This window comes from Desmospora activa DSM 45169, assembly GCF_003046315.1.
Classification (GTDB): domain Bacteria; phylum Bacillota; class Bacilli; order Thermoactinomycetales; family DSM-45169; genus Desmospora; species Desmospora activa.
The window spans coordinates 1,719,280-1,743,487 of sequence record NZ_PZZP01000001.1; the positions used below are offsets into that span (position 1 = coordinate 1,719,280).

The 24,208-nt window shown below is 51.3% G+C and carries 22 protein-coding genes; 2 read left to right on the plus strand and 20 right to left on the minus strand.

Translation table 11 applies throughout. The features are described from left to right. The 4 genes from rsgA to rlmN all read right to left on the minus strand — a co-directional run bounded on the left by rsgA (position 1) and on the right by rlmN (position 4,681). Positions 1–876 (minus strand): ribosome small subunit-dependent GTPase A, encoded by an 876-nt coding sequence (gene rsgA / locus C8J48_RS08405; protein ID WP_107725849.1) that lies wholly within the window; start codon positions 874–876, stop codon positions 1–3. A gap of 111 nt (positions 877–987) precedes the next feature. Next, positions 988–2,796, minus strand: coding sequence for a Stk1 family PASTA domain-containing Ser/Thr kinase (pknB, locus tag C8J48_RS08410; RefSeq protein ID WP_170105297.1), 1,809 nt, complete (start codon positions 2,794–2,796; stop codon positions 988–990). 25 nt (positions 2,797–2,821) lie between these two features. Further along, positions 2,822–3,562: a Stp1/IreP family PP2C-type Ser/Thr phosphatase gene (locus C8J48_RS08415; RefSeq protein WP_107725853.1), complete on the minus strand. Its 741-nt coding sequence runs from the start codon at positions 3,560–3,562 to the stop codon at positions 2,822–2,824. Positions 3,563–3,628: 66 nt separating this feature from the next. Next, on the minus strand, positions 3,629–4,681 hold the full coding sequence (gene rlmN / locus C8J48_RS08420) for a dual-specificity RNA methyltransferase RlmN (protein ID WP_107727656.1): 1,053 nt from the start codon (positions 4,679–4,681) through the stop codon (positions 3,629–3,631). A 277-nt stretch (positions 4,682–4,958) separates the two neighbouring features. On the opposite strand from rlmN, the gene C8J48_RS08425 reads away from it, so the two are divergent. Next, complete coding sequence (locus tag C8J48_RS08425; protein ID WP_107725855.1) at positions 4,959–5,378, plus strand: DUF4395 domain-containing protein; 420 nt, start codon at positions 4,959–4,961, stop codon at positions 5,376–5,378. A 36-nt stretch (positions 5,379–5,414) separates the two neighbouring features. Here C8J48_RS08425 and C8J48_RS08430 read toward each other — a convergent pair whose 3' ends face one another. The 13 genes from C8J48_RS08430 to C8J48_RS08490 form a co-directional block, all read right to left on the minus strand. Next, positions 5,415–6,533, minus strand: coding sequence for a Ger(x)C family spore germination protein (locus tag C8J48_RS08430; protein WP_107725857.1), 1,119 nt, complete (start codon positions 6,531–6,533; stop codon positions 5,415–5,417). Beyond that, positions 6,520–7,683, minus strand: coding sequence for a GerAB/ArcD/ProY family transporter (locus C8J48_RS08435; RefSeq protein WP_245891196.1), 1,164 nt, complete (start codon positions 7,681–7,683; stop codon positions 6,520–6,522). Before C8J48_RS08435 ends, C8J48_RS08430 begins: the two co-directional genes overlap by 14 nt. Further along, positions 7,667–9,244 carry a spore germination protein gene (locus C8J48_RS08440; RefSeq protein ID WP_107725861.1) on the minus strand — a complete coding sequence of 526 codons (1,578 nt, stop codon included), beginning with the start codon at positions 9,242–9,244 and terminating at the stop codon, positions 7,667–7,669. The genes C8J48_RS08435 and C8J48_RS08440 overlap by 17 nt, the downstream gene beginning before the upstream one ends. Positions 9,245–9,346: 102 nt before the next feature. Then, the gene (locus tag C8J48_RS08445) at positions 9,347–10,090 is read right to left on the minus strand and encodes a GAF domain-containing protein (RefSeq protein ID WP_107725863.1); all 744 of its coding nucleotides are present in this window, start codon (positions 10,088–10,090) and stop codon (positions 9,347–9,349) included. Between the two features lie 82 nt (positions 10,091–10,172). Next, the gene (rsmB, locus tag C8J48_RS08450) at positions 10,173–11,540 is read right to left on the minus strand and encodes a 16S rRNA (cytosine(967)-C(5))-methyltransferase RsmB (RefSeq protein ID WP_107725865.1); all 1,368 of its coding nucleotides are present in this window, start codon (positions 11,538–11,540) and stop codon (positions 10,173–10,175) included. Next, entirely contained in the window at positions 11,540–12,487 is a 948-nt protein-coding gene (gene fmt, locus C8J48_RS08455; protein ID WP_107725867.1) for a methionyl-tRNA formyltransferase, read from the minus strand. Before fmt ends, rsmB begins: the two co-directional genes overlap by 1 nt. Then, positions 12,484–12,963 (minus strand): peptide deformylase, encoded by a 480-nt coding sequence (gene def / locus C8J48_RS08460; RefSeq protein ID WP_107725869.1) that lies wholly within the window; start codon positions 12,961–12,963, stop codon positions 12,484–12,486. Before def ends, fmt begins: the two co-directional genes overlap by 4 nt. A gap of 19 nt (positions 12,964–12,982) precedes the next feature. Beyond that, complete coding sequence (gene priA, locus C8J48_RS08465; protein WP_107725871.1) at positions 12,983–15,457, minus strand: primosomal protein N'; 2,475 nt, start codon at positions 15,455–15,457, stop codon at positions 12,983–12,985. After that, positions 15,444–16,643, minus strand: a complete 1,200-nt coding sequence (gene coaBC / locus C8J48_RS08470) for a bifunctional phosphopantothenoylcysteine decarboxylase/phosphopantothenate--cysteine ligase CoaBC (RefSeq protein ID WP_107725874.1) — start codon at positions 16,641–16,643, stop codon at positions 15,444–15,446. The genes priA and coaBC overlap by 14 nt, the downstream gene beginning before the upstream one ends. A 193-nt stretch (positions 16,644–16,836) precedes the next feature. Next, positions 16,837–17,043 carry a DNA-directed RNA polymerase subunit omega gene (rpoZ, locus tag C8J48_RS08475; RefSeq protein WP_107725877.1) on the minus strand — a complete coding sequence of 69 codons (207 nt, stop codon included), beginning with the start codon at positions 17,041–17,043 and terminating at the stop codon, positions 16,837–16,839. After that, complete coding sequence (gene gmk / locus C8J48_RS08480; RefSeq protein ID WP_107725879.1) at positions 17,043–17,666, minus strand: guanylate kinase; 624 nt, start codon at positions 17,664–17,666, stop codon at positions 17,043–17,045. Before gmk ends, rpoZ begins: the two co-directional genes overlap by 1 nt. 16 nt (positions 17,667–17,682) lie before the next feature. Further along, positions 17,683–17,949 carry an extracellular matrix/biofilm regulator RemA gene (gene remA / locus C8J48_RS08485; RefSeq protein ID WP_107725881.1) on the minus strand — a complete coding sequence of 89 codons (267 nt, stop codon included), beginning with the start codon at positions 17,947–17,949 and terminating at the stop codon, positions 17,683–17,685. A 60-nt stretch (positions 17,950–18,009) separates the two neighbouring features. Beyond that, on the minus strand, positions 18,010–18,897 hold the full coding sequence (locus C8J48_RS08490) for a YicC/YloC family endoribonuclease (protein ID WP_170105299.1): 888 nt from the start codon (positions 18,895–18,897) through the stop codon (positions 18,010–18,012). A gap of 261 nt (positions 18,898–19,158) precedes the next feature. Here C8J48_RS08490 and C8J48_RS08495 point away from each other — a divergent pair, with 261 nt between their 5' ends. Further along, entirely contained in the window at positions 19,159–19,587 is a 429-nt protein-coding gene (locus C8J48_RS08495) for a hypothetical protein (protein ID WP_107725884.1), read from the plus strand. Between the two features lie 36 nt (positions 19,588–19,623). On the opposite strand, the gene C8J48_RS08500 is transcribed toward C8J48_RS08495, so the two are convergent. The 3 genes from C8J48_RS08500 to C8J48_RS08510 all read right to left on the minus strand — a co-directional run bounded on the left by C8J48_RS08500 (position 19,624) and on the right by C8J48_RS08510 (position 24,190). Continuing rightward, positions 19,624–21,252 (minus strand): glycerol-3-phosphate dehydrogenase/oxidase, encoded by a 1,629-nt coding sequence (locus tag C8J48_RS08500; RefSeq protein WP_107725886.1) that lies wholly within the window; start codon positions 21,250–21,252, stop codon positions 19,624–19,626. Positions 21,253–21,717: 465 nt separating this feature from the next. After that, positions 21,718–23,169, minus strand: a complete 1,452-nt coding sequence (gene glpK, locus C8J48_RS08505; RefSeq protein ID WP_245891197.1) for a glycerol kinase GlpK — start codon at positions 23,167–23,169, stop codon at positions 21,718–21,720. A gap of 193 nt (positions 23,170–23,362) precedes the next feature. Next, complete coding sequence (locus C8J48_RS08510) at positions 23,363–24,190, minus strand: MIP/aquaporin family protein (RefSeq protein ID WP_107725891.1); 828 nt, start codon at positions 24,188–24,190, stop codon at positions 23,363–23,365. Between the last annotated feature and the right edge of the window lie 18 nt (positions 24,191–24,208).

Below are 24,208 nucleotides of genomic sequence, written 5' to 3' on the forward strand. Positions count from 1 at the left end.
TCAATACCTCCGCTGTTGCCGGATTTCATCCAAAAATTGTAGATAATGGCGATAACGTCCTGCATCGATCTCCCCGCGCTCCACCGCCTCCTGTACGGCACATTGGGGTTCATTGTGGTGGAGACAGCCGCGAAATTTACAATGGGATGCACGTACGCTCATTTCCGGAAAACATTCACCCAGGGCGGTTTCCTCCATCTGTTGAAACGAGAGCTGGCTAAAGCCGGGTGTATCCGCCACCTGGCCACCTTCCGGCAGCGCTAAAATCTCCACCTGGCGGGTGGTGTGACGACCGCGGCCCAGTTTACGACTCACTTCACCGGTGGCCAGTTCCGCCTCAGGCAAAATCGCATTCAACAGCGACGATTTGCCGACACCGGATTGACCGGCGAAGACCGACAGCCGCTCGGCTAACTGCGACGCCAGTTCCGTAATCCCTTGACCGGTGTGAACACTGGTAACCAGCACCGGGTATCCTGCGGGATCGTAGACAGCGGCGATTTTGTCCACTTCTGTTGCTTCTTCTACCAAGTCCCCTTTGGTGAGGCAGATGATGACGCGTAAGTGCTCCCGCTCCGCATGCACCAAAAAGCGGTCCAGCAACTCCAGCTGCACCCCTGGCTCCCGCATGGAGGCCACCACTACCGCCTGCTCCACATTGGCGATCGGCGGTCGCACCAACTCCGACGACCGGGATGCGATAGCCGTTACCACCCCTTGCCCCGGTTCCGTTGGTTCTACTGTCACCACATCCCCCACCAACGGGGACTGTTTCCGTTTTTTAAACACACCGCGAGCACGACACTGCCATTCTCCCTCTGCCGTCCGCACATAGTAGAAACCGCTTACTGCTCGAACAATCTGCCCCTGAGGCATAGCGTCCCTCCTTTAAAGTCTCTCCATGTAAAAGGAAACGAGGCAATCCGCCTCGTTCTCATTATGGTCTAAATATAGGGGTAAGATCAAATGGTTGATAAATGTTTAGCATCAGTTGCTGGGAGGTGTAGAACTTGCACCTGGAGTGTGAATCCAAACTTTGACGGTTGATCCCCGTTCTACATACGATCCGGGAGCGGGATCGGAATCGCCATAAGCCTTACCTCTCTCACGACCACCGCCATAATCATAAAAAGTAAATTCCACATCGATTCCCGCTTCCGGTGCCAGTTTATCTCTTATCGCCGTTTGCCATTGCCCATTAAAATCCGGCACTTGCACTTTACCTTCCTGGGAATTGACAAACACCGTTACCGTATCCCCAGCTTTTACTTCTTCTCCTGTGGCCGGCTCTGTTTTAAATACTTGCCCATCGTCATAGTTGGGGTCATAGTCCTCATTAGACATTTCCACCTTCATCCCCAAATCTTCCAGCAACGCTTTTACTTCATCGGGATCCTTTCCTGCAAAGTCGTCGATCTTAACCGAATCCGATCCGGTACTGACAAAAAGGGTCACCTTTGACCCTTTTTCCAGTGGTGCATCTGCTTTTGGATTCGTTTTGACAACGGTGTCTTTATTTTGACTGTCAGGAATGAGCTGTTTAGCGATCTCCAAGTCCAACCCTGTCTTACCCAATTCCGCCTCCGCCGCTTCTACCGTTTGCCCCGTAAGGTTCGGCATGGCGTCCCCACCACCGGAGAAAAGCCCCATCACTTGGTCGAAGGTGAAGATGGCCAGAGTGATGATGACGACGATCGTAAATAGACCGAAGAGTATCTTTTGCCACCAAGGCATGTTGGACTGTACATTTTCAAGCCAGACAACCGTTCGTTCCAGCATCGTCTTATTTTTATCCGCCGGTACTCCTCGCAGCCGCTCCAGGTTGGCCATCGTCTGATCGCCCACTTTGTGGCGCCCGTTGTCTGGGCGGCTGTCGTGGGAAGAGGCTTGCGCATTGGCACTCTCCACAGCAGGTACCGTTTTGGTGGACTCATCCTCTGACTCGCGGTCGTTGCGCCACTGTGGCTCGTTTAAATGGTTATAGTGGAAAATGGAATCGACTGTCTGTTTCATTTCTCGAGCCGAGGCAAAACGCTGATCAGGATCTTTCTCCAAGGCCCGCATGATGATGTCCCGAATCGATTGTGGCACTTCGCTGTTTAACACTGTTGGATCCGGTACCGGGTCTTGTAAGTGTTTCATCGCAATGCTAATGGCGGAGTCCCCGTCATAAGGGAGCTCTCCGGTGACCATTTCATACATGACCACACCGAGGGAGTAGAGGTCGGATTTGGCTCCAATCACACCGCCCCGGGCTTGCTCCGGTGAAAAATAATGAACCGATCCCATCACCGACCCTGCCTGGGTGATGGTAGAGGAGGAGCTTGCCCGAGCAATGCCAAAGTCGGTCACCTTGGCCCGACCGTTGTATCCCAACAAAATGTTGTGAGGCTTAATATCCCGGTGGACAATTTGGTTGTCATGGGCATGAGACAAAGCATCGCAGATTTGAGACGCAATGGAGACAATCTCTTCGGCGGTAAGGGGGCTGTATTGCTCAATATATTCCTTCAGGGTTGGCCCCTCGATATATTCCATCACGATATAGTGGGTATGACCCTCCTGACCCACATCGTATACACTGACCACGTTGGGGTGAGACAGGCTGGCGGCCGCTTGCGCTTCCCGACTAAAGCGGCGAACAAATTCGGAATCGTTGGAAAGCGACTCATTTAATACTTTTATGGCCACATGGCGATTTAACAGCACATCTCGCGCTTTATAGACAACCGCCATACCTCCGCCGCCGACCCGGCTAATCACTTCATAGCGGCCGCCCAACTTCCTTCCTTCCATCGACATCTCACCTCTCTCTCCTATTCTATTTATGGTTATTTTGCTTGACTAGTACAATCGAAATATTATCCGTCCCTCCTGCATCCAAAGCCCGCTGTAGCAATTGTTCCGCTTGTTTTTGCAGAGAAAGCGGTGAAGTTAGGATGGAACCGATCTCCTCCACCTCCACCATATCGGATAATCCATCGGAACAGAGTAAGAGAATATCTCCCCGATACCATGGAGTAACGATCATATCCGGTTCCACCGTTTCATTGGTGCCGACGGAGCGGACAATCACATTGCGCTGTGGATGCATACGGGCTTCATCTTCAGTGATTTCACCATGCTGGCGCAACACGTTGACCAGGGAATGATCCTCCGTCACCTGATACAACCCATTATTGTGCAACAGGTATGCTCGGCTGTCCCCGATATGGGCAAGGATAATCTCTTCCCGCCCCAAAACGGCGGTAATCAGAGTCGTACCCATCCCCTGGTACTTCTTATTCTGAGTAGCCAATCGAAATACTTCCTCATTGGCTGCGATGGCGGCGTCGGATGCTCTTCGCCGAAGCTCTTTTGTATCCATGGCGGAGGAAAGTGAAGAAAGCTTTTCCTGAATGATGCGCACAGCCGCTTGACTGGCCACATCCCCGGCTTGGTGACCGCCCATCCCATCCGCCAATACAGCTACGTCGACTCCTTTAGCCGATTGAAAAAGGCAGACGCTGTCTTCGTTATCCTTTCTTACACGTCCTTTGTGGGTAATCCATGCCTTTTCCATTCCGGTGTCCCCTTTCCCTATTCACCTTCGGCGGAAGCAACTCCCCCGATCCATTCAGTCGGTTGATTACGATGATCGTTGTTCTATCTGCAAATGTTTGGCCCGAAGTTGGCCACAAGCTGCATCGATATCGCTGCCATGCTCCCGGCGGATCGTCACCTTCACCCGGTACGACTCCAAAATACGCTGAAAGCGAAAAATTTGGTTGCGGGGGGTTCGGGTGTAGTTTCGTTCGGGTACATAATTGACCGGAATCAGATTGACAAGGGAGCCGCTGTCGGCCAACAGCTGACCCAATTCATGGGCATGTTCCGATTGGTCGTTCTTCCCTCCGATCAGAGCGTACTCATACGTAAGGCGTCGCCCTGTTTTTTCTTCATAAACCGCACACGCTTCCAACAGTTTCTCCAAAGGGTAGCGCCGACTAACCGGCATCAGTTTTTTGCGCAATTCCTGGTTGGGGGCGTGCAGGGAGATCGCTAAGACTACTTGTAATCCCTCATCAGCGAACCGGTAGATTGAAGGGACGATCCCGCTGGTGGAAACCGTAATATGACGCTGTCCGATCCCTAACCCACGAGAATCGTTGATAATACGGATAAAGCCGATTGTCGCCTCATAGTTTTCAAAGGGCTCTCCGATCCCCATGACGACGACAGAGCTAATCCGCTCTCCTGCCTCATCCAAGTATCGTTGCGCCGCTACCACTTGGGCAACCACTTCTCCCGCCGTCAGATTTCGTTTTAAGCCACCCAAGGTGGAAGCGCAAAAGGTACAACCGATCCGACAACCGACCTGGGTGGTAACACAGACGCTATTTCCGTATTGGTGACGCATCACTACCGTCTCAATCGCATGCCCATCATGGAGTTGAAACAAAAACTTAACTGTTCCGTCCACGGACTGTTGCGCGGTAATCGTCTCCAGTGCGTCCAGGGTGAAGGAATCCGCCAACTGTTCACGCAAATCGCGGGAAAGATTGGACATTTGCTCAAAGGCGGTCACCCGCTTACAATAAAGCCAATCCATCAACTGGTCAGCCCGAAAAGCAGGTTCCCCCTGTTCCTTCATCCACTTTTTCCATTCAGTATAGGGTTGATCATACACATTTGGTTTCATCATTGAAAGAACTCCCAGATAATAAGTGCAAATCATTCCTCAAAACTTTCCTTATTATATCAGTCCCGAGAATCAATGAAAAGATCCCATAAGGGGAAAAAGGTACAAAATAAAGGACACGTGTTCTCGCCTTTTGTGGATCCGTATTTATTTTATCGAGAACCGGGGTTGGTGAAAACACTTTTTTATGAACAGGTTAGGACTTTATCGCTTCAATCCAACAGTCAACTGCACCGTAAACCTATGATAATATTGGGGAAAAGGAGGTTTTTTACCTATGCAAACCGGAATCCCCCTTCCTTTAGTCCGTAGCAACCAATGCTTTCAGATCCTCTCCGTCCTACTCGCACTGGTACTGAATCAGGTTTGGATTTTGGCTATTCCATTGACCGTAGGAATTTGGAGTTTGGTGACAGGGAAAAATCCGTTGTTTCTGCTGCTGCGCCCCTTATTAATGAAACCCAGCACCGACTATCCGCTGGAAGACCCGGCACAACAGCGGTTTAACCAGAGCATTGCCGTCGGCTGCCTCGCGTTGAGCTTATTGGGCTTTGGATTGGGCTGGCCGGTGGTGGGAACCATCTTCGCCGGAATGGTGGCAATGGCAGCCTTGATCGCCCTCTTGGGGTTTTGTGTAGGTTGTTTTATCCGCTTTCAATATTTGAAATGGAAACATAATCGCAATAAAACAGCCTGAGTCTCGTTACAACTCAGGCTGTGAAGCGACTGGCGGTCAACGGGCTTGCATGCCTATCCGGCGGATGACTACATGATAAACCACATCCACATCCACGCGGGGGAACTCTTTGTTCCAATCGATCTTCTTCCATAGCCGGGGGTGGTGTGTTCGGATAATATCACCAAAATTAAACACATCCGTCCCCAGCTTTTGTGCCCGTTTAATGGCATGTCGGGTTCGCACTTCATATTCCCGTTTTATCGATTTCTCCAATATCGCCAGGTTTTTTGGCTCATCCAATCTCATATTACAATCACGTTCTACTACCTTTCCCTCCACCTCCACCTCCACCCGAATCTTGGGCTTTCCATCAACCTCATGGGTGGTAATGTTCCGTTTTAATTTTTTCGGATCAAATACAATTTCCCCCGGCACCTTCACACAGCTGGCATCGGTGGATTCACCCAAGTCACCGTATTTGACTTGGATCACAGCCCGGGTCACTTTACGATCAAATAACCCCTTCATCTTCTCTCCATGAAATAACGCCAGACCTAACCACTTGATTTGGCCATTCGTGATAGCGAGATAATTAAGCGCCGGATCTTTGGCTGGATTGGTGAGATCCTCCAGAAAATCGTTTAACCCTTCCCGTAGAAAAATGCCATCCTTAATGCCCTCTTCCAGCATACTGAGAATATACTCCATCGGAATCTGTTCCAATTTGGTGTTAACACGGAGCGAATCCTTTGCTTTTCCTTTTACCACTACCGTCCATTGGCGCCGCCGCACCTCAGGGCTGCGGCGGATAAAGTCCAGCATCGGATCAATCCCTCTTTTGGCCAGTTTTTCTCCGATCAGGACCAAACGATTATTTCCAAAAAAAATGTCCTGGTTACTCTGATATCGGATCTTATCGAAGGCATCGGATAAGGTGCTACCGTGGGCGGATAAAATATCGACCGCTCCCTGACCACCGTCACTGCCTCCTTGCCCCCCTGATCCCGCAATCTTCATCGGAACCGGGATCTGAACCGTCACTTCGTAGCCTTGCGGATGGGTATCTATCGCTGTTGCCACCACAGAGGAACGGTTTTCGATCTCCCGTGCGTCCCAGCATCCAGGAAGCAAAGAGAGTATCACCACGAGCACCACCCATTTATGTAGATGCATCGGCCTGCCTCCCCTGATTCTGTCTTCCCCGTAACAGCGATAGGAGGAACAGGCAAAGGAGTACAATCACAATCGTGATCGGTTCAAGCCACCCCGACCACTCCCCCCAGCGAAACACCTGGAACACGTTTGTCGGCGCATGGGCGGTAAGCAAAAGCAACGGCAACAATCCCCAAGATACATAAGGCCGGTAGCGCTCCTTTATCTGGAAACCGTTCATTAAGCCATCCACCAATGCCCCGTATAAATTGAGTAGGGTAGTAAAAACCGTCACCATCCAAATGGAGAGAAAGGCAGACTCCAGCCGTTCCAAGATTAAACCCGGAACCGTCAACACCGTGATCAAATCCAAGGATGGCCACACCAAATTATTCATCTCGTAAGCTCCGAATACGGCTAATGTTGATAACAATGTCACCCAATAGATAAGGGTGACAAACCCTACCCCAATCGTATGGGATTGCATCGCCTTCTGTGGTTGTTGGTAGTATCCCATGAACATAAACAATACACTTGCTCCGGAAAAAGTTAAGAATGAACCGGCTACTCCTTTAAAAACATGGGCCCAATCCACTTGAAACAAAGGCAAAAAATGGTTCCAATCCCCTTCTTGTACCCAAACCGCAAACAACCATGGCAGGGGGAGAAATAGAAATGGCATTAAAAATTCGCTAAAACGAACCAATACGTTCAACCGATTGGAAGCGACGGCAGCCGCTACCCCCAATAAAACCACCATTAAAACGACTAGCGGTGTTCGCGGCAAAACAACGGTAATCAACACCTCTCCAAACATGCGACTAACAAAAGAGAGAGCGGAAAACCAGATTACCGCCAATATAAGAACGAAGGGAATCGCCATTATCGTTTTCGAGCGCTGGCTTTTTTTCTTGCCACCGAGCTGAGCAACCGCTCCTACGATATGGTTCCCAGAAAAACGTTGCATCACCTTGGTGAGAATAACCACCTCCGCCAAGGTGACCAACCCGCCAATCAGCAGGATCCAGATCGCATCCGGACCTACCTCCTGAATGATGGAACGTTGGAATGACAAAATTCCCACACCGATCAATGTATTTACCAACAAACAGAAGCTTTGATAGGGAGTGATCACTTTTTCATTCGCACTCTGGTCACTTTTTGCTCTCATGCTCAACAGGCTTCCCTCCTTGTGTGCGTTGGTTGTCCTCCGGTTTAAACATTGTTGGCCTGCTTTTCATCCACGGCCATGGAATCCGGATCAATGTATCCTTCAGATCGGACAGACGCAAGGGTGAAAACGGTACCAGATACGGAATACCGAAGGAGCGGATTTTTAACAGATGAAGCAAGAGGACCATCAGCGAAGCCACAATCCCATACAGCCCCAATATAGAAGCGGCGATCATAAGTGGAAAACGGAGCAGACGGACGGAGATAGCAGCGTTATAACTGGGGTTGGCATAAGAACTAATCGTAGTTAAACCAACGACAATCACCATCAACGGTGAAACTAAACCCGCCGTCACTGCCGCATCTCCAATCACCAAGGCACCGACAATCCCGATGGTAGGACCGATCGGTCCCGGCAGTCGGATGCTGGCTTCGCGTAAAATCTCCACTGATGTCTCCATCACCAATGCTTCCACAATCGAGGGAAAAGGCACTGTAGCTCTGCCTGCGGCCATCGCAATCGCCAGTTGTGTGGGAATCATCTCCGGATGGAAAGCGATAAAAGCGATGTACAGAGCAGGCAGCATCAAAGCGATCACAAAGCTTAATAAACGCAACAGACGCAAAAAGGTGCCAATAAGATACCCGCTGTAGTAATCCTCGGGACTGTAATAAAACTGTGAAAAGATAGCAGGTGCGATTAATACCTGCGGTGTGCCATCCACAATGATCGCAACCTTACCCTCCAACAGATGAGAGACGACTGCATCCGGACGTTCTGTATTTTGGATCGTCGGAAACGGAGACCAGACGACATCTTGGATCATCTCCTCGATATATCCGCTCTCTAAGATCCCATCCAAATTAATCTCGTCAATCCGTTGCTTTACCTGGTTCACAATGTCTGGGTCCGCCACTCCATCCAGATGAAGAATAGTGATACTGGTGTTGGTCCGATCTCCCGCTTTCATATCGGTCAGACGAAGACTGGGATCTTTTAAGCGCCGGCGAATCATAGCGGTGTTCACCCGCAGCGTCTCAGTAAACGCCTCACGGGAACCGCGAACCACCGATTCCGCTCGTGGCTCTCCTACTCCCCGCTGTGGCCACCCTTTGGCGTTGATGATCAATCCATCCGTATAACCATCCACAAACAAGATCGCATCGCCGTTGAGGAGGCCGACAAGCATCTTTTTTAGATCGGACTCTTTGGAGATCTCGCCGATATGGACTAAACTCTCCTCCACCATCTTCCACAGATTGGACTTGGTACGAACCCGCTCCCCTTGGAGCATCAGGGGACTCAGGATATATTCGTCGATGTTTTCTGTATTACACATTCCATCTAGATAGAGAATAATCGCTTCCCGATCAGGGGTGTATTGGATCGTGAAACGGCGTGTAACCACATCGGAGCTGTCGCCCAATGTTTTGGCAAGCCATTTTGCGTTTTTCTCCACCTCTGCAAAAACAGGGGTATTGTCCACCTTTTTTTCAACCTGTTCCTGCGACCGTTTTTCCAATACTTCTCGTTTCTTTCGTTCTCGTCGTTTTCGCATCCCTTATCACCACATGCTTAATCTTTCCAGCACTTTGCAAATCTATGTCTAAGTAAATGAAATACAAAAAAACTCCCCTTGTGGGAGTTTAAATCGTACGCGTTAATTCTGTTTCAATTCCAGCTGCAGCAGTGGGGCCAGCACATTAGCAAACGCAGCTAGGTACATTTTTTCATCGTCGGTGTAAGAGCGTTCTTCATCGCCGGTCACACTGAGCACCCCTAAAACCTCATCACCGGATTTAATCGGCGCACAAATAAGTGAATGATAGGTGGATTGGGCTTTGGGATGCGCTTTGAAGCGACTGCCAGGGGTATGGATTTCGCCGGAAAAAAAGGTCTCCCCGGTTTGGAAGGTATAACCCGCGGCCGAATCAGCGATGGACAGCCTTAGCTTTCGCATACCGTTAGGGGTGTGGGCAGCCGCTTCATGTACTTTTAGATGGCCATCACCGGTATCAATGAAAATACACACCTTGGGATTGTTTCCTTTATTGCCTGCAAACACGGCAACCACGCAAGAAAGCAGATAGTTGTAGATACGGCGACGCTGGTCTTCAAACTCCGGTTCCTGTAGCACTAGCGAGCGGGAGATTTCAGAGGCTAACCGATTTAAGGATGTGATCACATAGTTTTTCTGTTTGCCTTCTTCTTCTAACTGGTAGATCTCTTGCTCTAGTTCTTTTACGCGAGTGTTGGATTGCAGATTAAGACCCATAAAAGAGACTTCATCCCCATTTTTGGCCCGCCATAAAAGAATACCTGCAAACAGCAAGCCAATTACGAGCAAAGTATAGGCAACCCAAGGCTTTTCGATCATCACGTTAAAAATTAATTCAAAGTCCATGGAAGTCCACCTTCACCCCATTTGAAGTTGGCGGTTGACCTCCAATTACGCTTCGTTAACGCCTTAACCCTTCGATTCTTTTTTATTCTCTCTCTTTTCGCATTCGCATAATGAAAAAACCATCCGATTCAAAGTGGTGGGGGAGAATTTGGATTCCACCACCGCGGTGAAGCGCTTTTTCCTGTACTGCTGGAGAAAGAAGCTCTAACACCGTTTCATCCACGACAAAGTTGGGATGGTCAGCCAAAAACGATTGCATCTGTTCCTCGTTTTCACGTGGTTCCATCGTACAGGTGCTGTACACCAGCACACCACCGGGCTTTACCATACGGGCGGCAGCAGCTAACAGCTCACGCTGGAGCCGGACCAACTCTTTTACCGCTTTTGCCTCTTTGGTCCATTTAATCTCTGGTTTGCGCCGAATCACCCCCCACCCGGAACAAGGAGCATCCAATAATACATAATCAAACGATGCTTCCTCCGCTTCCTGCGGGTATTGACGTAAGTCCGCTTGCTGCGCTTCAATAATGGAAAGACCGAGACGGCGGGCGCTTTCCTCGATTAAACGAACCTTGTGGGAATGGATATCAGAAGCCAGCAGAAAGCCTTCGTTCCCCATCCGTTCCGCCAGATGAGTCGACTTCCCTCCAGGAGCAGCGCATCCATCCAGCACCCGTCGACCCGGCTCTGGATTAACCACTTCCGCCACCAGCATCGAACTTTCATCCTGAATCGTAAACCAGCCCTGAGCAAAGCCCGGATGGGCAGCGGGATTGCCGCTACCGCGCACCGTTAACCCCTGGGAAGAAACTGGTGAGAGCGCCACCCCTGCCTCGGGAAACGATTCTGTCAACGCCGCCGCCACTTGTTCGCGATCGGCGCGGAGGGGATTGACTCTTAGTGAGAGTGAGGGACGACGGTTTAGCGACTCCAGGATATGGGTGGCTGTATCACTGCCATAACTGTGGATCAGCTGTTTTACCATCCACTCCGGAAAGGAGTGAATCAACGACAGCGCGCGTACCGATCCATCCGCCTTCAAAGTAAATTCCTTCTCTCGGCGCAGATAAGAGCGTAGCACTCCGTTGACTAATCCGGAGATTCCGCGATGCCCTCGCAACTTGGCAATACGTACCGTTTCATGAACAGCAGCCCGCGACGGAACGCGATCCAGATAGCGTAACTGATACAGACCGAGGCGCAACAATTGATGAGCCCACTGCTCCAGAGAGGCGGGGCCTTTTTTCACCAATCGACCCAAGATCCAGTCCAGGGTGTTTTGTCGTTGGATCGTCCCATAAACGAGCTCGGTCACTAACCCTCGATCCCTCGTATCCAAGCCGCTTCGATTGAGTTGTTCATTGAGTGCCAGATTGCTAAACGCCCCGTGCTCCTCTACGGCTATCAGGATATCCAAGGCTACTTCCCGGGCTGAATGTGCATCGGCCATTACCCATCCCCCAATCGTTCGCCGATCTCCATGTTGCGCCCGCGTGCAAACGGCTCCACAGACATCGGTTTTTTTCCCGCTGGTTGCAATTCCGTTATGACCAGAACCCCTGGGCTGGCAGCAACGACCACACCTGATTCATCAATGGATAAAACGGTACCGGGAGCCTCTCGATGCGCTCGCTCTTCCGCATGGGCTCGCCAAATTTTAAGGGGCTTTCCTTTCCAAGTGGTAAAAGCGACCGGCCATGGCCGCAATCCCCGCACCTGATTGGATAAGTCTACCGCCGAACGATTCCAATCAATCCGCTCATCCTCGCGCCGGATATTCGGCGCAAAATTGGCTTCAGCGGGATCTTGCGGTATTGGAGAGATTTCTCCCTGTAACAGCGGAGGCAGCGTACGCAGCAGTAAAGCGGCTCCCAAGCGGGCAAGTTTATCATGAAGTGAAGCCACATCATCCTCAGGTAAGATGGGAAGCACCTCTTTTGCCAACATATCCCCGGCATCCAGTTCTTTTACCATATACATAATGGTAACACCGGTCTCTTTCTCCCCTTTGATGAGCGCATGGTGAATGGGAGCCCCGCCACGATAGCGCGGCAACAGCGATGCATGTACATTGATGCACTGGTGTTGTGGAGCCTGGAGCAATCGCTCCGGCAAAATCTGGCCATAGGCGGCGGTAACGATCAAATCCGGCTCCCATGCCAACAGCTCGTCCAAGGCGTGGGTATCCCGCACCCGCTCCGGCTGTAACACCGGTATACCCAGCTCCTGTGCCGCTACTTTTACCGGTGGCGGTGTTAAGAGGCGCTTTCGTCCACGGGGACGATCCGGTTGTGTCACCACACCGACGACAGCATACCCCGCCTGCACCAATGCGCGCAGAGAAGGCACCGCGAAATCCGGGGTGCCCATAAAGACGATTCTCGTCTGTGGTTTCATTCGATTTCCTCCTCTTCCTCCTGCGCCGGTTGATAGACGCGGTCAGCCACCTCAGTAAACAACACCCCGTTTAAATGATCCACCTCATGTTGAAAGATGCGGGCCAAATACCCTTCCGCCTCCATCTCAATCGGATCGCCGTTTCGATCCTGCCCCTTGACGCGCAACCGTTCGGCTCGGCGTACATCCCCCTGTAAACCGGGAATACTTAAACACCCTTCCGGTCCCAATTGTTCCCCTTCCCGCTCTTCTAATACCGGATTGATTACTTCAATTAACCCCTCACCCCCATCCAACACAATCACTCGCTTGGATATCCCTACTTGCGGCGCCGCTAAGCCCACGCCTGGGGCATCGTACATCGTGTCTGCCATATCATCCAGCAATTTGTGCAGACGGGCATTAAATTTCGTTACCGGCTTTGCCTTTTCCTTTAAAATGGGATCCGGCACCAACACAATTTTACGTATCGCCATAGCTACTCTCTCCCCTTCATCAATTCGGCTGCTCAATGCTCTCCGCTGTGGGCACCAATCCGTCCCGGTCGATGATGATCCTAAGATCGGGGTCTCCTTTTTGTTCCCGTAACTGACGGAGCGCTTCCAACCATCGGGTTGATTCATTCATATGTGTTTCGGTCTTAATCATGATCTGGATGCGATAGCGATCTTGGATGCGTGGAATCGGAGCGGGAACAGGCCCCAGCAATTCCGTCCCCTGCGGCAATAACGGCCGTAAGGCCTGTGCCGCCCGCACTCCCGCCTGGGTGGCACGGGTGCGATCCGGATGGCTAAACAAACAAGTAACCACATGGGAAAATGGAGGATAACGATGTATTTTACGCATGCGGCATTCTTGGCGGTAAAACTCTTCCACCTCATGAGAGGCCGCCAAACGGATGCTCTCATGTTCCGGCGTATAGGTCTGGACGACGACCCTTCCCGCAATTTCATGACGACCGGCACGACCGGACACCTGAGTGAGCAGCTGAAAGGTGCGCTCCCCTGCCCGGTAATCCGGTACATGCAACATTGTATCCGCTGCGATCACTCCCACCAGACTTACTCGCGGAAAATCCAATCCCTTGGCGATCATCTGCGTCCCCAGCAGCACATCGGCTTTTCCCTCTCCAAATGCGGTAAGCAACCGTTCATGGGCTCCTTTGCGGCCGGTAGTATCCACATCCATACGGATGACGCGCAACCCCGGCATCAAGCGTGCCAGTTCCTCTTCCACCCGTTGGGTCCCCACCCCGAAATAACGGATATGGGCACTGTTGCAGGAAGGGCAGGTTTGGGGCATCGGTTCCGCATATCCGCAATAATGGCAACGCAAGGTTTGATTGGTACGATGAAAAGTAAGAGAGATGTCGCAATGGGGACATTGCACCGCCTCCCCACAATCCCGGCACAACACAAATGTGGAAAAGCCCCGTCGATTGAGCAGCAACACCGCCTGCTCTTCCCGCTGTAAGCACCCTTCCAGCTCCTGGCGTAACGTGCGACTAAAGATGGAACGATTTCCCTCTTTCAGTTCTTCGCGCATATCCACCACATCTACCGGCGGCAGCGGTTGTCCCTGCACCCGCTGCGTCATCGTCACCCACGCAAACGCACCGGTACGCGCCTTGAAGTAGCTTTCTACCGACGGTGTAGCCGATCCCATCACCAAGACCGCCCCATGTTCCTCCGCCCGCCGCATCGCCACATCCCGCGCATGATAACGGGGTTGCTCATCCTGTTTATACGAGCTTTCATGCTCCTCGTCAATGATGATTAAACCCAGATTGGAGAAGGGAGCAAAAATGGCCGAGCGAGCTCCTACCGCCACCTGTGCCTCCCCCTGCCTGATTTTACGCCATTCATCATACCGTTCACCGTCGGAGAGACCACTATGTAAAACTGCCACTCGCTCACCAAAACGTCCTTTAAAGCGACGCACCATCTGCGGTGTTAACGAAATTTCCGGCACCAGCACAATCGCCTCGCGACCATTGGCCAGTGCCCGTTCAATCGCTTGTAGATATACCTCCGTTTTTCCGCTCCCGGTCACACCATGGAGCAACACCGGTTGCCAACGATATTTCTCCAACGGTTCCGTAATCGCAGCAAAGGCTTGCTGTTGTTCAGCCGTCAACGCCAACGGTTGCGTTTGGGTAAAAGAACGCCCACCGAAAGGATCTCGATATTCTTCGCGTTCCTCTCGTTTTAGCCACCCTTTTTCCACTAACCGATCCAAGGAGGAGCGGCCGACGCCAAATTGCGCCAACAACTCTGGCTGCACCTGCTCCTGTGGATGTTGGATAAAATGTTGAAGCAACTCCCGCTGCCGTTCCGCCCGAGCGGGGACGGATTCCAATCCTTTTACCAATTCCTCGCGGGAGACGGCGGGACTGATCCAGATCCGCGTTTTGCGGGTGGAACGATCCCCCACCCGTTCCTCGGCGATCAGCACCCCCTCCTCTACCCACTGACGCAACAGCGGAAGGGTTACCCCCGGCAGATTTAACAATGCCTCTTGCGACCATTCCCGTTTTTGCTTCAACTGTTCCAGCAGATTTCGCTCTTCCTGCGGCAGCAGCGGACCCGCTTCGGGATCCGCTAAGCGGAAAACCCGGCGATACTTTCCCTTGAGGACTGCCGGCAGCATCGCCTGTAGCGCGGTTACCACTGGACATAGATAGGTTGTCGCCACCCACTCGGCTAGCCGCACTAACTCTGGTGTTAGGGCCGGCTTTATATCCATGACATCCAGGATCGATTTTAAACGGGGGGTGGAAGCGGAAGCGGGAAAACCGACAACATATCCAAGCAGCTTACGGGGGCCAAAGGGAACCCGCACCCGGCTGCCCACTTGAATAACAGGTCGCAACTTTTCCGGTATTTCATAATCAAAAGGGCGGTCGACCCCTTCCACCGCCACTTCCACATAGACAGCGGCAATCCGTTTATCCGTATCAGTTGCGGCCATGGAACCGCTCCCCGATCAAGGTCACTAAGCGTTGTGCCACTTCCGCTTTTGACAGGCGCGGCAAGCGTAGCACCTCTCCAGCGGCATCCCATACGGTTACAATGTTGGTATCTCCGTCAAAGCCCGCCCCGGGCTCCGTCACATTATTGCCCACTACCAGGTCTAAATTTTTTTTCTTCAATTTCAACCGCGCATGTTCTTCTAAATCATCCGTTTCAGCGGCAAAGCCCACCAAAAAGAGAGAACCTTTGTTGCTTCCGACTTCCTGGGCGATATCCGGAGTCCGCTCCAGCGTAATCGTCATGGTGTCGCCGCTCTTCTTCAGCTTTGACTGAGCTACCTGTGTCGGCTGATAATCGGCCACCGCAGCAGCCTTGATGAGAATATCCGTCTCCTCCTTCAGCTGCATCACGGTTTGATACATCTCTGCAGCAGTCATCACATTGATGCGGCGGACACCGGTTGGACAGGGTAGCGAAGTGGGACCGCTTACCAACACCGTATCCGCTCCCGCCTGGGCAGCCGCTTCCGCGATGGCATATCCCATCTTGCCGGAGGAACGGTTGGATAGATAGCGAACCGGATCCAGCGGCTCACGGGTCGGACCAGCGGTTACCAATACCCGCGTTCCCGCCAGCACAGGCGCAGGCGACAAGATCTCTTCCACCACTTCCAGGATTCGCTCCGGTTCCTCCATCCGCCCCCGCCCCTCGTAGCCGCACGCCAAGGAACCGGAAGCCGGTTCAATGAAACGGAAACCCATCCGGGACAACTTTGCCATATTTTCTTGTACAAGCGGATTTTCATACATATGGACATTCATCGCCGGTGCAATCAAAATCGGGGCTTGTGTGGCCAACAGAGTGGTGGTCAGCATATCATCCCCGATACCGTGAGCCAGTTTGCCCAACAGATTGGCCGTAGCCGGTGCTAATATAAATAAATCGGCATGATCCGCCAGATCGATATGAGAAACGACAGCGGGATCTTTTTCCGCAAATGTATCAATCACGACGGAATGGCGGGACAATGTTTGAAATGTCAACGGTGTGACGAATTGGGTGGCGGAGCGGGTCATAATCACCCGTACATCGGCGCCACGCTGGGTTAATTGACTTACCAGTCCCGCCACCTTAAAGACGGCAATTCCACCGCTCACACCGACAACGATGCGTTTTCCCTCCATGGTGTCCCCTCCCTCCGATAAGGTGAAAACTAGAATTTCGCCGGATTTCGATAAAAAATAACAACCTGGGTCCGATTGTCCAGGCTGTTGACGAACCGGCCCGCTATTATAGGCGGTATCCCGGTGCTACTTGGAAATGTCGGTTTAATCTTGTAATCAATCCGTGCAAACGGAAAGATCAGTTGCCGCCTCGTTACCTTTTCGGTGCTTCCACCGGTGGCGGTACCAGTTCGCCAGACATAATCTCCTCTAGCGCAATCCCGACATTTTTATTGGACTTCGCTTCTAGATTCGTCGTCGCGCCGTCCAACAGATTGCGGGCTCGTTTTGCCGCCACGATCACCAACGTGTATTTGCTGTCCGCTTTGGACATCAGCTTATCAATGGATGGGTACAACATTATAATCCCTCCAGCCAGTCAGGTTGATCTTGAAATAATCGTTCCCGCTTTAGATGTTCCGCCATCAGAATGGAACGGATGCGATCACAGGCAGCATCCACCTGATCATTGACCACGACATAATCGTAGTTATGGATCTGCGCCAACTCCTCGCGCGCGGCTTGCAGCCGTTCCCACAATACCTCATCCGTCTCAGTTCCACGTTCTTTTAAACGGTTCCGCAGCTCCTTCATCGAAGGAGGCAGAAGAAAGATAAACACCCCTTGCGGAAAACGCTCCTTTACTTGTTTCGCCCCTTGGACCTCAATCTCCAGGAGAACGTCTTTGCCGTTATGCAACTGTTCTTCTACAAAACCCCGTGGAGTACCATAATAATTATCAACAAACCGAGCCCATTCCAACAGTTCTCCCTGATGAATCATTCTTTCAAACTCTTCTTTTGTTTGAAAGAAGTAGTTGACACCATCCCTCTCCCCTTCACGAGGCTGACGAGTGGTAGCTGAAACGGAATACACCAGTTCAGGCAAACACTTTCTGAGAGAGGCACAAACGGTTCCCTTACCTGCTCCGGAAGGGCCGGAAAGTACAATTAATAATCCTTTACTCTTCAACTCTTTCTCCATATAGCTCCCTTTCTGTTTAATCCACCATCTCTTCCGAAGAATCTTTGTTGGCCAAGCGCTGAGCAACGGTCTCCGGCTGCACGGCGGACAAAATCACATGATCACTGTCAGTAATGATCACAGCACGGGTCCGACGTCCATAAGTGGCGTCGATTAAAACTCCCCGATCTCTGGCTTCGGTGATAATCCGTTTGATCGGTGCCGAATCCGGGCTGACGATGGAGATGATTCGGTTGGCGGATACGATGTTGCCAAAGCCGATATTGATCAACTTGATACTCAACGGAGTACCTCCTCGCTTCAACTGGTCAAATCATAACCTATTTATCCTATTATAACCTGTCTACTCGATGTTTTGCACTTGTTCCCTCATTTTTTCCAGTTCACTCTTGCATTCCACCACGAGACTTCCGATTTGGGCATCGTGCGCTTTTGATCCGATTGTGTTTACTTCCCGATTCATCTCCTGTATCAGAAAATCCAACCGGCGCCCCACTGCATCTCGTCGATGGATCGATTCCCGGAATTGGCTGAGGTGACTGTTTAGGCGTGTCAATTCTTCGGCGATATCCGCCCGCTCGGCAAAGACGGCCGCTTCTGCCAAAATCCGATCCTGATCCAAAACAGCGGTATCGAGAAACTCCGATAGCCGTTCTTGCAATCGTTCTCGGTAGTGTGTCACCACATAGGGAACGCGTTCTTTCATCGCCTGCGTCAGTTGTTCCAGGTTCTCGAGGCGGATAAGCAGGTCGTCCGCTAGGGATTCTCCTTCTTTTTTACGCATCGTAAGTAAGGATTGCACTGCTGATTCCACCATTTCCAACAGCGGCTGACGGAACTCTTCTGGCTGCACACGCGCTTCCGCCATCTGCAATACATGGGGATGATGCAACAGATCTGCCAAGGTGATGGAATGTGTAAAGCCGTAGCGCTCCTGCAGCAATCGCGCTGCCTGCATCAAATGATCCGCCAACTCCCAATCCACATCCAACTCTCGTCGTGAAGCCGGTTCGCCTTCCACCGTCAGCACAACATTCACCTTGCCCCGCTTCAGATGACGACGGAGAACCGATTTCACTTCCTCTTCCATCACTCCCCAACCGGCCGGCATACGGATCGTCATCTCCAAAAAACGGTGGTTGACCGAACGAATCTCCGTATGGAACTGCACTCCTGTCACTTCGCAGTCGCCTTGACCATATCCTGTCATACTTTGAATGGTTGGTTTCATCATGTTCCCATTCTAAACTAATTTACATAGTAGATAAACCGGAACCGGCTTTTTCAATAAAAAAGTGTCTACTTTTTACCCAGTACAACACGCAATATCGCTTGGTTTTTTCATTGATATCTTCCATTTTACGGTGAAAAATAGGAATCTATATATAAAAATTGAACTAAAATCTTCAAACAAGTAGATAAAAAGTGGGCAACTCCTGTACAATCATCATAAAAAAGCTTGAAATTTATTATGGTAGGAGGCGCACTCATTTTGACTGAACAAACCTATTCCGATCAGTCCATTTCTACTCCTAATCAACATCATCACGCGGTTCAGCTAGTGGCCAACGCGCTGGTCAGAAAAGGATATCAAGTTCAAGCCCATCACATTGATTGGCCCGACGGCTCACCTCGGGTGGCGATCGAAGGGTATAAGCCGGATCTGATGGCTTTTCGCGAATCCAAAGTAATATTTGTACAAGTGGAAACCTGTTCCACCTACCGAAGTTCAAAAGTGGGCCATCCCTTATCGTTATTCAGCCAAAAGGGAACCGCCTGGATTATCATCCCATTCCACTGCGGAAACAGAGACAATCCCCTCCTTTACATGCGTGAAGCGCTGCGGGATTGGGGCTTGTCCGGAGTTAAAATCGGCACCTATAATCCGGAATCCGGCCAGGTAGATCTGCCAAAGGAATAAGATAAGGAAAGCACCCGCTTTAACGGCGGGTGCCTTTTATATTGACGGGTGGGTAAGGGTTTGTTCGTTTGCTAATTCTTTCAACTCCTGTTGTTTCTGCTCCTCATCCCATCCCAACCGTTCAGACATTTGTTTTACTACATCGGGAGCAATCGTTTGAAAGTGGTTGCGATCAAAGTAGAGACTCCCTGAACGTCGAATCAACACATCGCTTGGATATACTGCCATTTCTTCTTCAATCGCAAAATCGACCTCAGCCTGAATCAACCTGTTCATCTGGCGATTCGCCCGTTCCCATACGTTTTCGATCTGGAGGCCGTAACGATGGATCAACGCTTCTGCTGATTGCGCCTCCATACCAACCTCAGTTAAACGCCTTTTCCACTCATCGCGAAAGTGAAGAAAGCCTTCACCACCCAAGCTCCCGCCACTAATCAGCTCTACCTGATCCGTGCGGCAGGGTCTAATCATATCCCCATCGGCATCCCGTAAGCGCTCACTCACTAAGTCCACCACCCGTTCCGCCATCTTACGAAAGCCGGTCAGTTTCCCCCCGGCGATGGTAATTAAGCCGGATGGAGACTGAAATATCTCATCCTTACGCGATAGTTCGGAAGGGCTTTTTCCCTCTTCATGGATAAGCGGTCGCAGCCCAGCCCAGCCGGATTCCACATCTTCCACTTTTAAGTCCACTGTGGGGAATACATCATTGACTCCCTGTAACAGATAGTCCCGATCGTTCACCGTCATTGTCGGTTCATCAATCGATCCATCATAATCCGTATCCGTCGTCCCTACATAAGTAACCCGTCCACGGGGAATGGCAAACACCATGCGACCGTCCGGTATATCGAAATAAACCGGTTGGCGTAATGGAAAGCGCTCATACGGAACCACTAAATGGACACCTTTTGTCAGATGGAGACGTTTCCCTTGCAGCGAACCGTCTTTTTTCCGCAACTCATCCGCCCAAGGTCCGGTAGCATTCACCACTTCCCGTGCTAAGATATCACGGGTTTCCCCACTGACTCGATCCCGTACTTTTGCACCGACCACCCGACCGTCCTCATAAAGAAAAGAGACGGCTTCCGCGTAGTTCACTGCTTTGGCACCATAGGTGAAAGCGGTTTTCATCACTTCCAGGGTGAGACGCGCATCATCGGTTCGATACTCCACATAGAGACCAGCGCCTTGCAGCCCTTTCTCTGTCAATAACGGTTCCCGCTCCATCGTTTCCTGTCGGGAAAGCATACGGCGCCGTTCTTCCTTTTTCACCCCAGCCAAGCGGTCATATACCCATAAACCGACAGAGGAAGCCAACTTCCCGTAAGTTCCCCCTTGATAGAGCGGTAACAACATCGGCGCAGGGATCACGAGATGAGGGGCCCGTTCATACAGCAACGCCCGCTCCCGTCCCACTTCTCTTACCAGATTGATTTCCAGTTGCTTTAAATAGCGCAATCCACCGTGAATCAATTTGGTGGAGCGACTGCTGGTGCCTTCGCCAAAATCCCCTTTTTCCACCAACCCGACGGTAAGACCACGACAGGCCGCGTCCCAGGCGATTCCGGCACCAGTGATCCCTCCCCCTATCACCAGCAAATCCAATGTTTCCCATGCCATTTCATCCAATAACCCTTGACGATCGAAAGCTGAAAAATTCATAAGAATTGCCGACAGGAGACTGTCCCACTCTTTGGCGTAGAGAAATATCGAGTTGCTTCGTATCCCCCTTGGTGGGATGTTTCGCTCAACACTTTTTTCTCCTGTCGTTCCTCCTTTCTAAACGGAGTATCAAATGTATTTACCGAAAGAAAATAGTGGGAGAAAACCGTTGAATACCTTGTATGAAGGTGACTACCTTTACACTCCTTGGCTTGATTGCTTTTGATCCGGATTCCATCGCTCACAATTATTGACCCTACCGCATCAGAATCGCGGCGATCACCCATGGTTAAATGGAAAAAGAATCCCCCACCGACTGAAGAACTGCCTGGGCGAGGGACTCTCTTTTCATCTCCAGTCCCATATTTACTCTTTGCGTTTACCAATTATGATTTACCCTGATGATTTCACCATCAAACCCTCATCATCGAGCAACAATCCCCTGTGTTTATGCATGGGAAGTGGTCAAATCTTCACTTCGGTCTGCGACATGGTACGTCGGACAGCATCTTGCCACCCTTGGTACAGCTGCGTCCGCTCTTCCACTTCCATTTGCGGTCGGTACTCGGCATCGACGGTCCAGTTCTCCCGGATGGTATCCCGACTCTCCCAATAGCCGACGGCCAATCCTGCCAAATAAGCCGCGCCTAAGGCGGTGGTTTCATTGACAACCGGTCGCTTAACCGTCACTTCCAGCATATCGGATTGAAATTGCATCAAAAAATCGTTTAGGGCGGCACCACCGTCCACATTTAATTGTTGCAATTGTAAACCGGCATCTTGCTCCATCGCCGTCAGTACGTCTTTGGTCTGGTACGCAAGGGATTCTAATGCCGCACGAGCGAAATGCTCCCGTCCGGTACCCCGCGTCAATCCAAACATGGCCCCCCGTGCATTGGAGTCCCAATAGGGGGCTCCCAGCCCCACAAAGGCCGGTACCAGATAAACCCCTTCATTGGAGGAGAGACGGCGAGCATACTGTTCTGAGTCGGCAGATTTCTCCAGGATCTGAAGCCCGTCGCGCAACCATTGGATCGCTGCGCCCGCCACAAAAATACTTCCCTCCAGCGCATACTCCACCCGTCCGTCAAAACCCCAAGCGATGGTGGTTAACAGCCCATGCTGGGAACGGACCGCTTTTTCTCCGGTATGCATCAACATAAAACAACCGGTTCCATACGTATTTTTCGCCATCCCTGCTTCAAAACAAGCTTGCCCGAATAAGGCCGCCTGTTGGTCACCTCCAATTCCGGCGATAGGAATCGCTGCACCGTTGAACCACTCCCCCGCAGTATGTCCGTACACATGGCTGGAGGGAGCCACTTCCGGCAACATCGCTCGTGGAACATTTAGCGCACCTAACAGCTCATCGTCCCAATCCAACTGATAGATGTTGTACATCAAGGTGCGAGATGCATTGCTGTAATCGGTAACATGGGCTTGCCCGTCGGTTAGTTTCCAGATCAGCCATGTATCGATTGTGCCAAAAAGAAGATCGCCCCTTTCCGCCTTTTCGCGGGCCCCTTCTACTTTATCCAACAGCCACTTCACCTTTGTTCCGGAAAAATAAGGATCAATCACGAGGCCCGTTTTTTCCCGGAAGCGACTTTCCAATCCTTGCTCCTTTAACTGGTCACAAATAGACGCCGACTGGCGGCTTTGCCACACAATCGCATGGTGGATCGGCTTACCGCTGTGTTTGTCCCACACGACTGTGGTTTCCCGCTGGTTGGCAATGCCGATAGCAGCAAGTGCCTGATAGGAAATCCCGGTTTTTCGCAGTACTTCCTCCACCACTTGGCGGGTTGTCTCCCAGATTTCATCCGCATCGTGCTCTACCCATCCCGGCTGCGGGTAATACTGGGTAAACTCTTTCTGGGCCACCCCTTTTACCTCACCATGATGATTGAACAGCATCGCCCGTGTACTCGTCGTTCCCTGATCAATTGCCAATACCACTTTTTCTTTCGTCTCCACAGCTATTCCCCCGTTCAATTTTTATGTGTAATGTACCAATCCATGCGGAGCGCAATTCCCTGTTACCGCTTTCAATCTCACTCTATCATGCCATCCGTCACAACAAAATACCGGAACACCGTTGAATACGGATTCAAGAAGCGGGAGAATGAGATTTCTCTTGGCTCGCATCTTCCTGTTCCGACTTTTGCAGATAGCGCCGTACACCAAAATCATACACCAACGCTCCAAACAATCCGCCTAAAATGGGAGCAATCAGCGGCACCCAAACATAGGAATCCGGGGCAGGTAATGCAACTGCGTCCCATCCGGCTATCCATGCAAACAGTTTCGGTCCAAAATCGCGGGCTGGATTAAGGGCAAAGCCTGTCAGATTGCCGAAGGAACCGCCAATCATGGCAACAGTTAAGCCGATGATAAACGGGCCTACATTTTTTAACGGCACAAACAGCGGATTGCGCTCATCCACCACAGCCAAAATCACGATCAACAACAGAGCGGTAATGGCAAACTCCACAAAAAAAGCATCCACATTCGTTAAGAACGGTGCTGGGTAGGTGGAGAATATGCCCGCAGTGGCAACGCTTTCTGCTGATCCCCGCACCAGGCTTTCCGCGCTCTCATAATGGATAAACGCTTTGTTGTAAAGCCCGTACACCACGGCAGCACCGCTAAAGGCCCCGGCCATCTGCGCTGTGATGTAGGGGGCTACCTTTCCCCAGGGAAAGCCCCGAAATACAGCCATTGTAATGGTGACTGCAGGATTGATATGTGTACCGCTGACCGCCCCAGTCACATAAATCGCCATCGTCACCGCCAAGCCCCAGATCAGGGACAGTTCCCACTGACCCAACGCTACATCGTTGAGAACCAATCCAGCTACTGTACCACATCCGACGAAAATCAGGATAAAGGTACCCAGATATTCAGACACACATTCTCCCCATAGCTGCTTCTGCACATCATTCACACTCCTCTC

Coding starts and splice junctions, on each gene's coding strand:
- C8J48_RS08430 (WP_107725857.1), bottom strand. CDS start 6,533: ATGCATCTACATAAATGGGTGGTGCTCGTGGTGATACTCTCTTTGCTT.
- priA (WP_107725871.1), bottom strand. CDS start 15,457: ATGGCCGCAACTGATACGGATAAACGGATTGCCGCTGTCTATGTGGAA.
- C8J48_RS08490 (WP_170105299.1), bottom strand. CDS start 18,897: ATGAAACCAACCATTCAAAGTATGACAGGATATGGTCAAGGCGACTGC.
- glpK (WP_245891197.1), bottom strand. CDS start 23,169: ATGCTGTTCAATCATCATGGTGAGGTAAAAGGGGTGGCCCAGAAAGAG.
- C8J48_RS08435 (WP_245891196.1), bottom strand. CDS start 7,683: ATGAGAGCAAAAAGTGACCAGAGTGCGAATGAAAAAGTGATCACTCCC.
- C8J48_RS08500 (WP_107725886.1), bottom strand. CDS start 21,252: ATGAATTTTTCAGCTTTCGATCGTCAAGGGTTATTGGATGAAATGGCA.
- rlmN (WP_107727656.1), bottom strand. CDS start 4,681: ATGAAACCAAATGTGTATGATCAACCCTATACTGAATGGAAAAAGTGG.
- rsmB (WP_107725865.1), bottom strand. CDS start 11,540: ATGGCCGATGCACATTCAGCCCGGGAAGTAGCCTTGGATATCCTGATA.
- fmt (WP_107725867.1), bottom strand. CDS start 12,487: ATGAAACCACAGACGAGAATCGTCTTTATGGGCACCCCGGATTTCGCG.
- C8J48_RS08445 (WP_107725863.1), bottom strand. CDS start 10,090: ATGGACTTTGAATTAATTTTTAACGTGATGATCGAAAAGCCTTGGGTT.
- rpoZ (WP_107725877.1), bottom strand. CDS start 17,043: ATGTTGTACCCATCCATTGATAAGCTGATGTCCAAAGCGGACAGCAAA.
- gmk (WP_107725879.1), bottom strand. CDS start 17,666: ATGGAGAAAGAGTTGAAGAGTAAAGGATTATTAATTGTACTTTCCGGC.
- pknB (WP_170105297.1), bottom strand. CDS start 2,796: ATGGAAGGAAGGAAGTTGGGCGGCCGCTATGAAGTGATTAGCCGGGTC.
- C8J48_RS08440 (WP_107725861.1), bottom strand. CDS start 9,244: ATGCGAAAACGACGAGAACGAAAGAAACGAGAAGTATTGGAAAAACGG.
- coaBC (WP_107725874.1), bottom strand. CDS start 16,643: ATGGAGGGAAAACGCATCGTTGTCGGTGTGAGCGGTGGAATTGCCGTC.
- C8J48_RS08415 (WP_107725853.1), bottom strand. CDS start 3,562: ATGGAAAAGGCATGGATTACCCACAAAGGACGTGTAAGAAAGGATAAC.
- rsgA (WP_107725849.1), bottom strand. CDS start 876: ATGCCTCAGGGGCAGATTGTTCGAGCAGTAAGCGGTTTCTACTATGTG.
- C8J48_RS08425 (WP_107725855.1), top strand. CDS start 4,959: ATGCAAACCGGAATCCCCCTTCCTTTAGTCCGTAGCAACCAATGCTTT.
- def (WP_107725869.1), bottom strand. CDS start 12,963: ATGGCGATACGTAAAATTGTGTTGGTGCCGGATCCCATTTTAAAGGAA.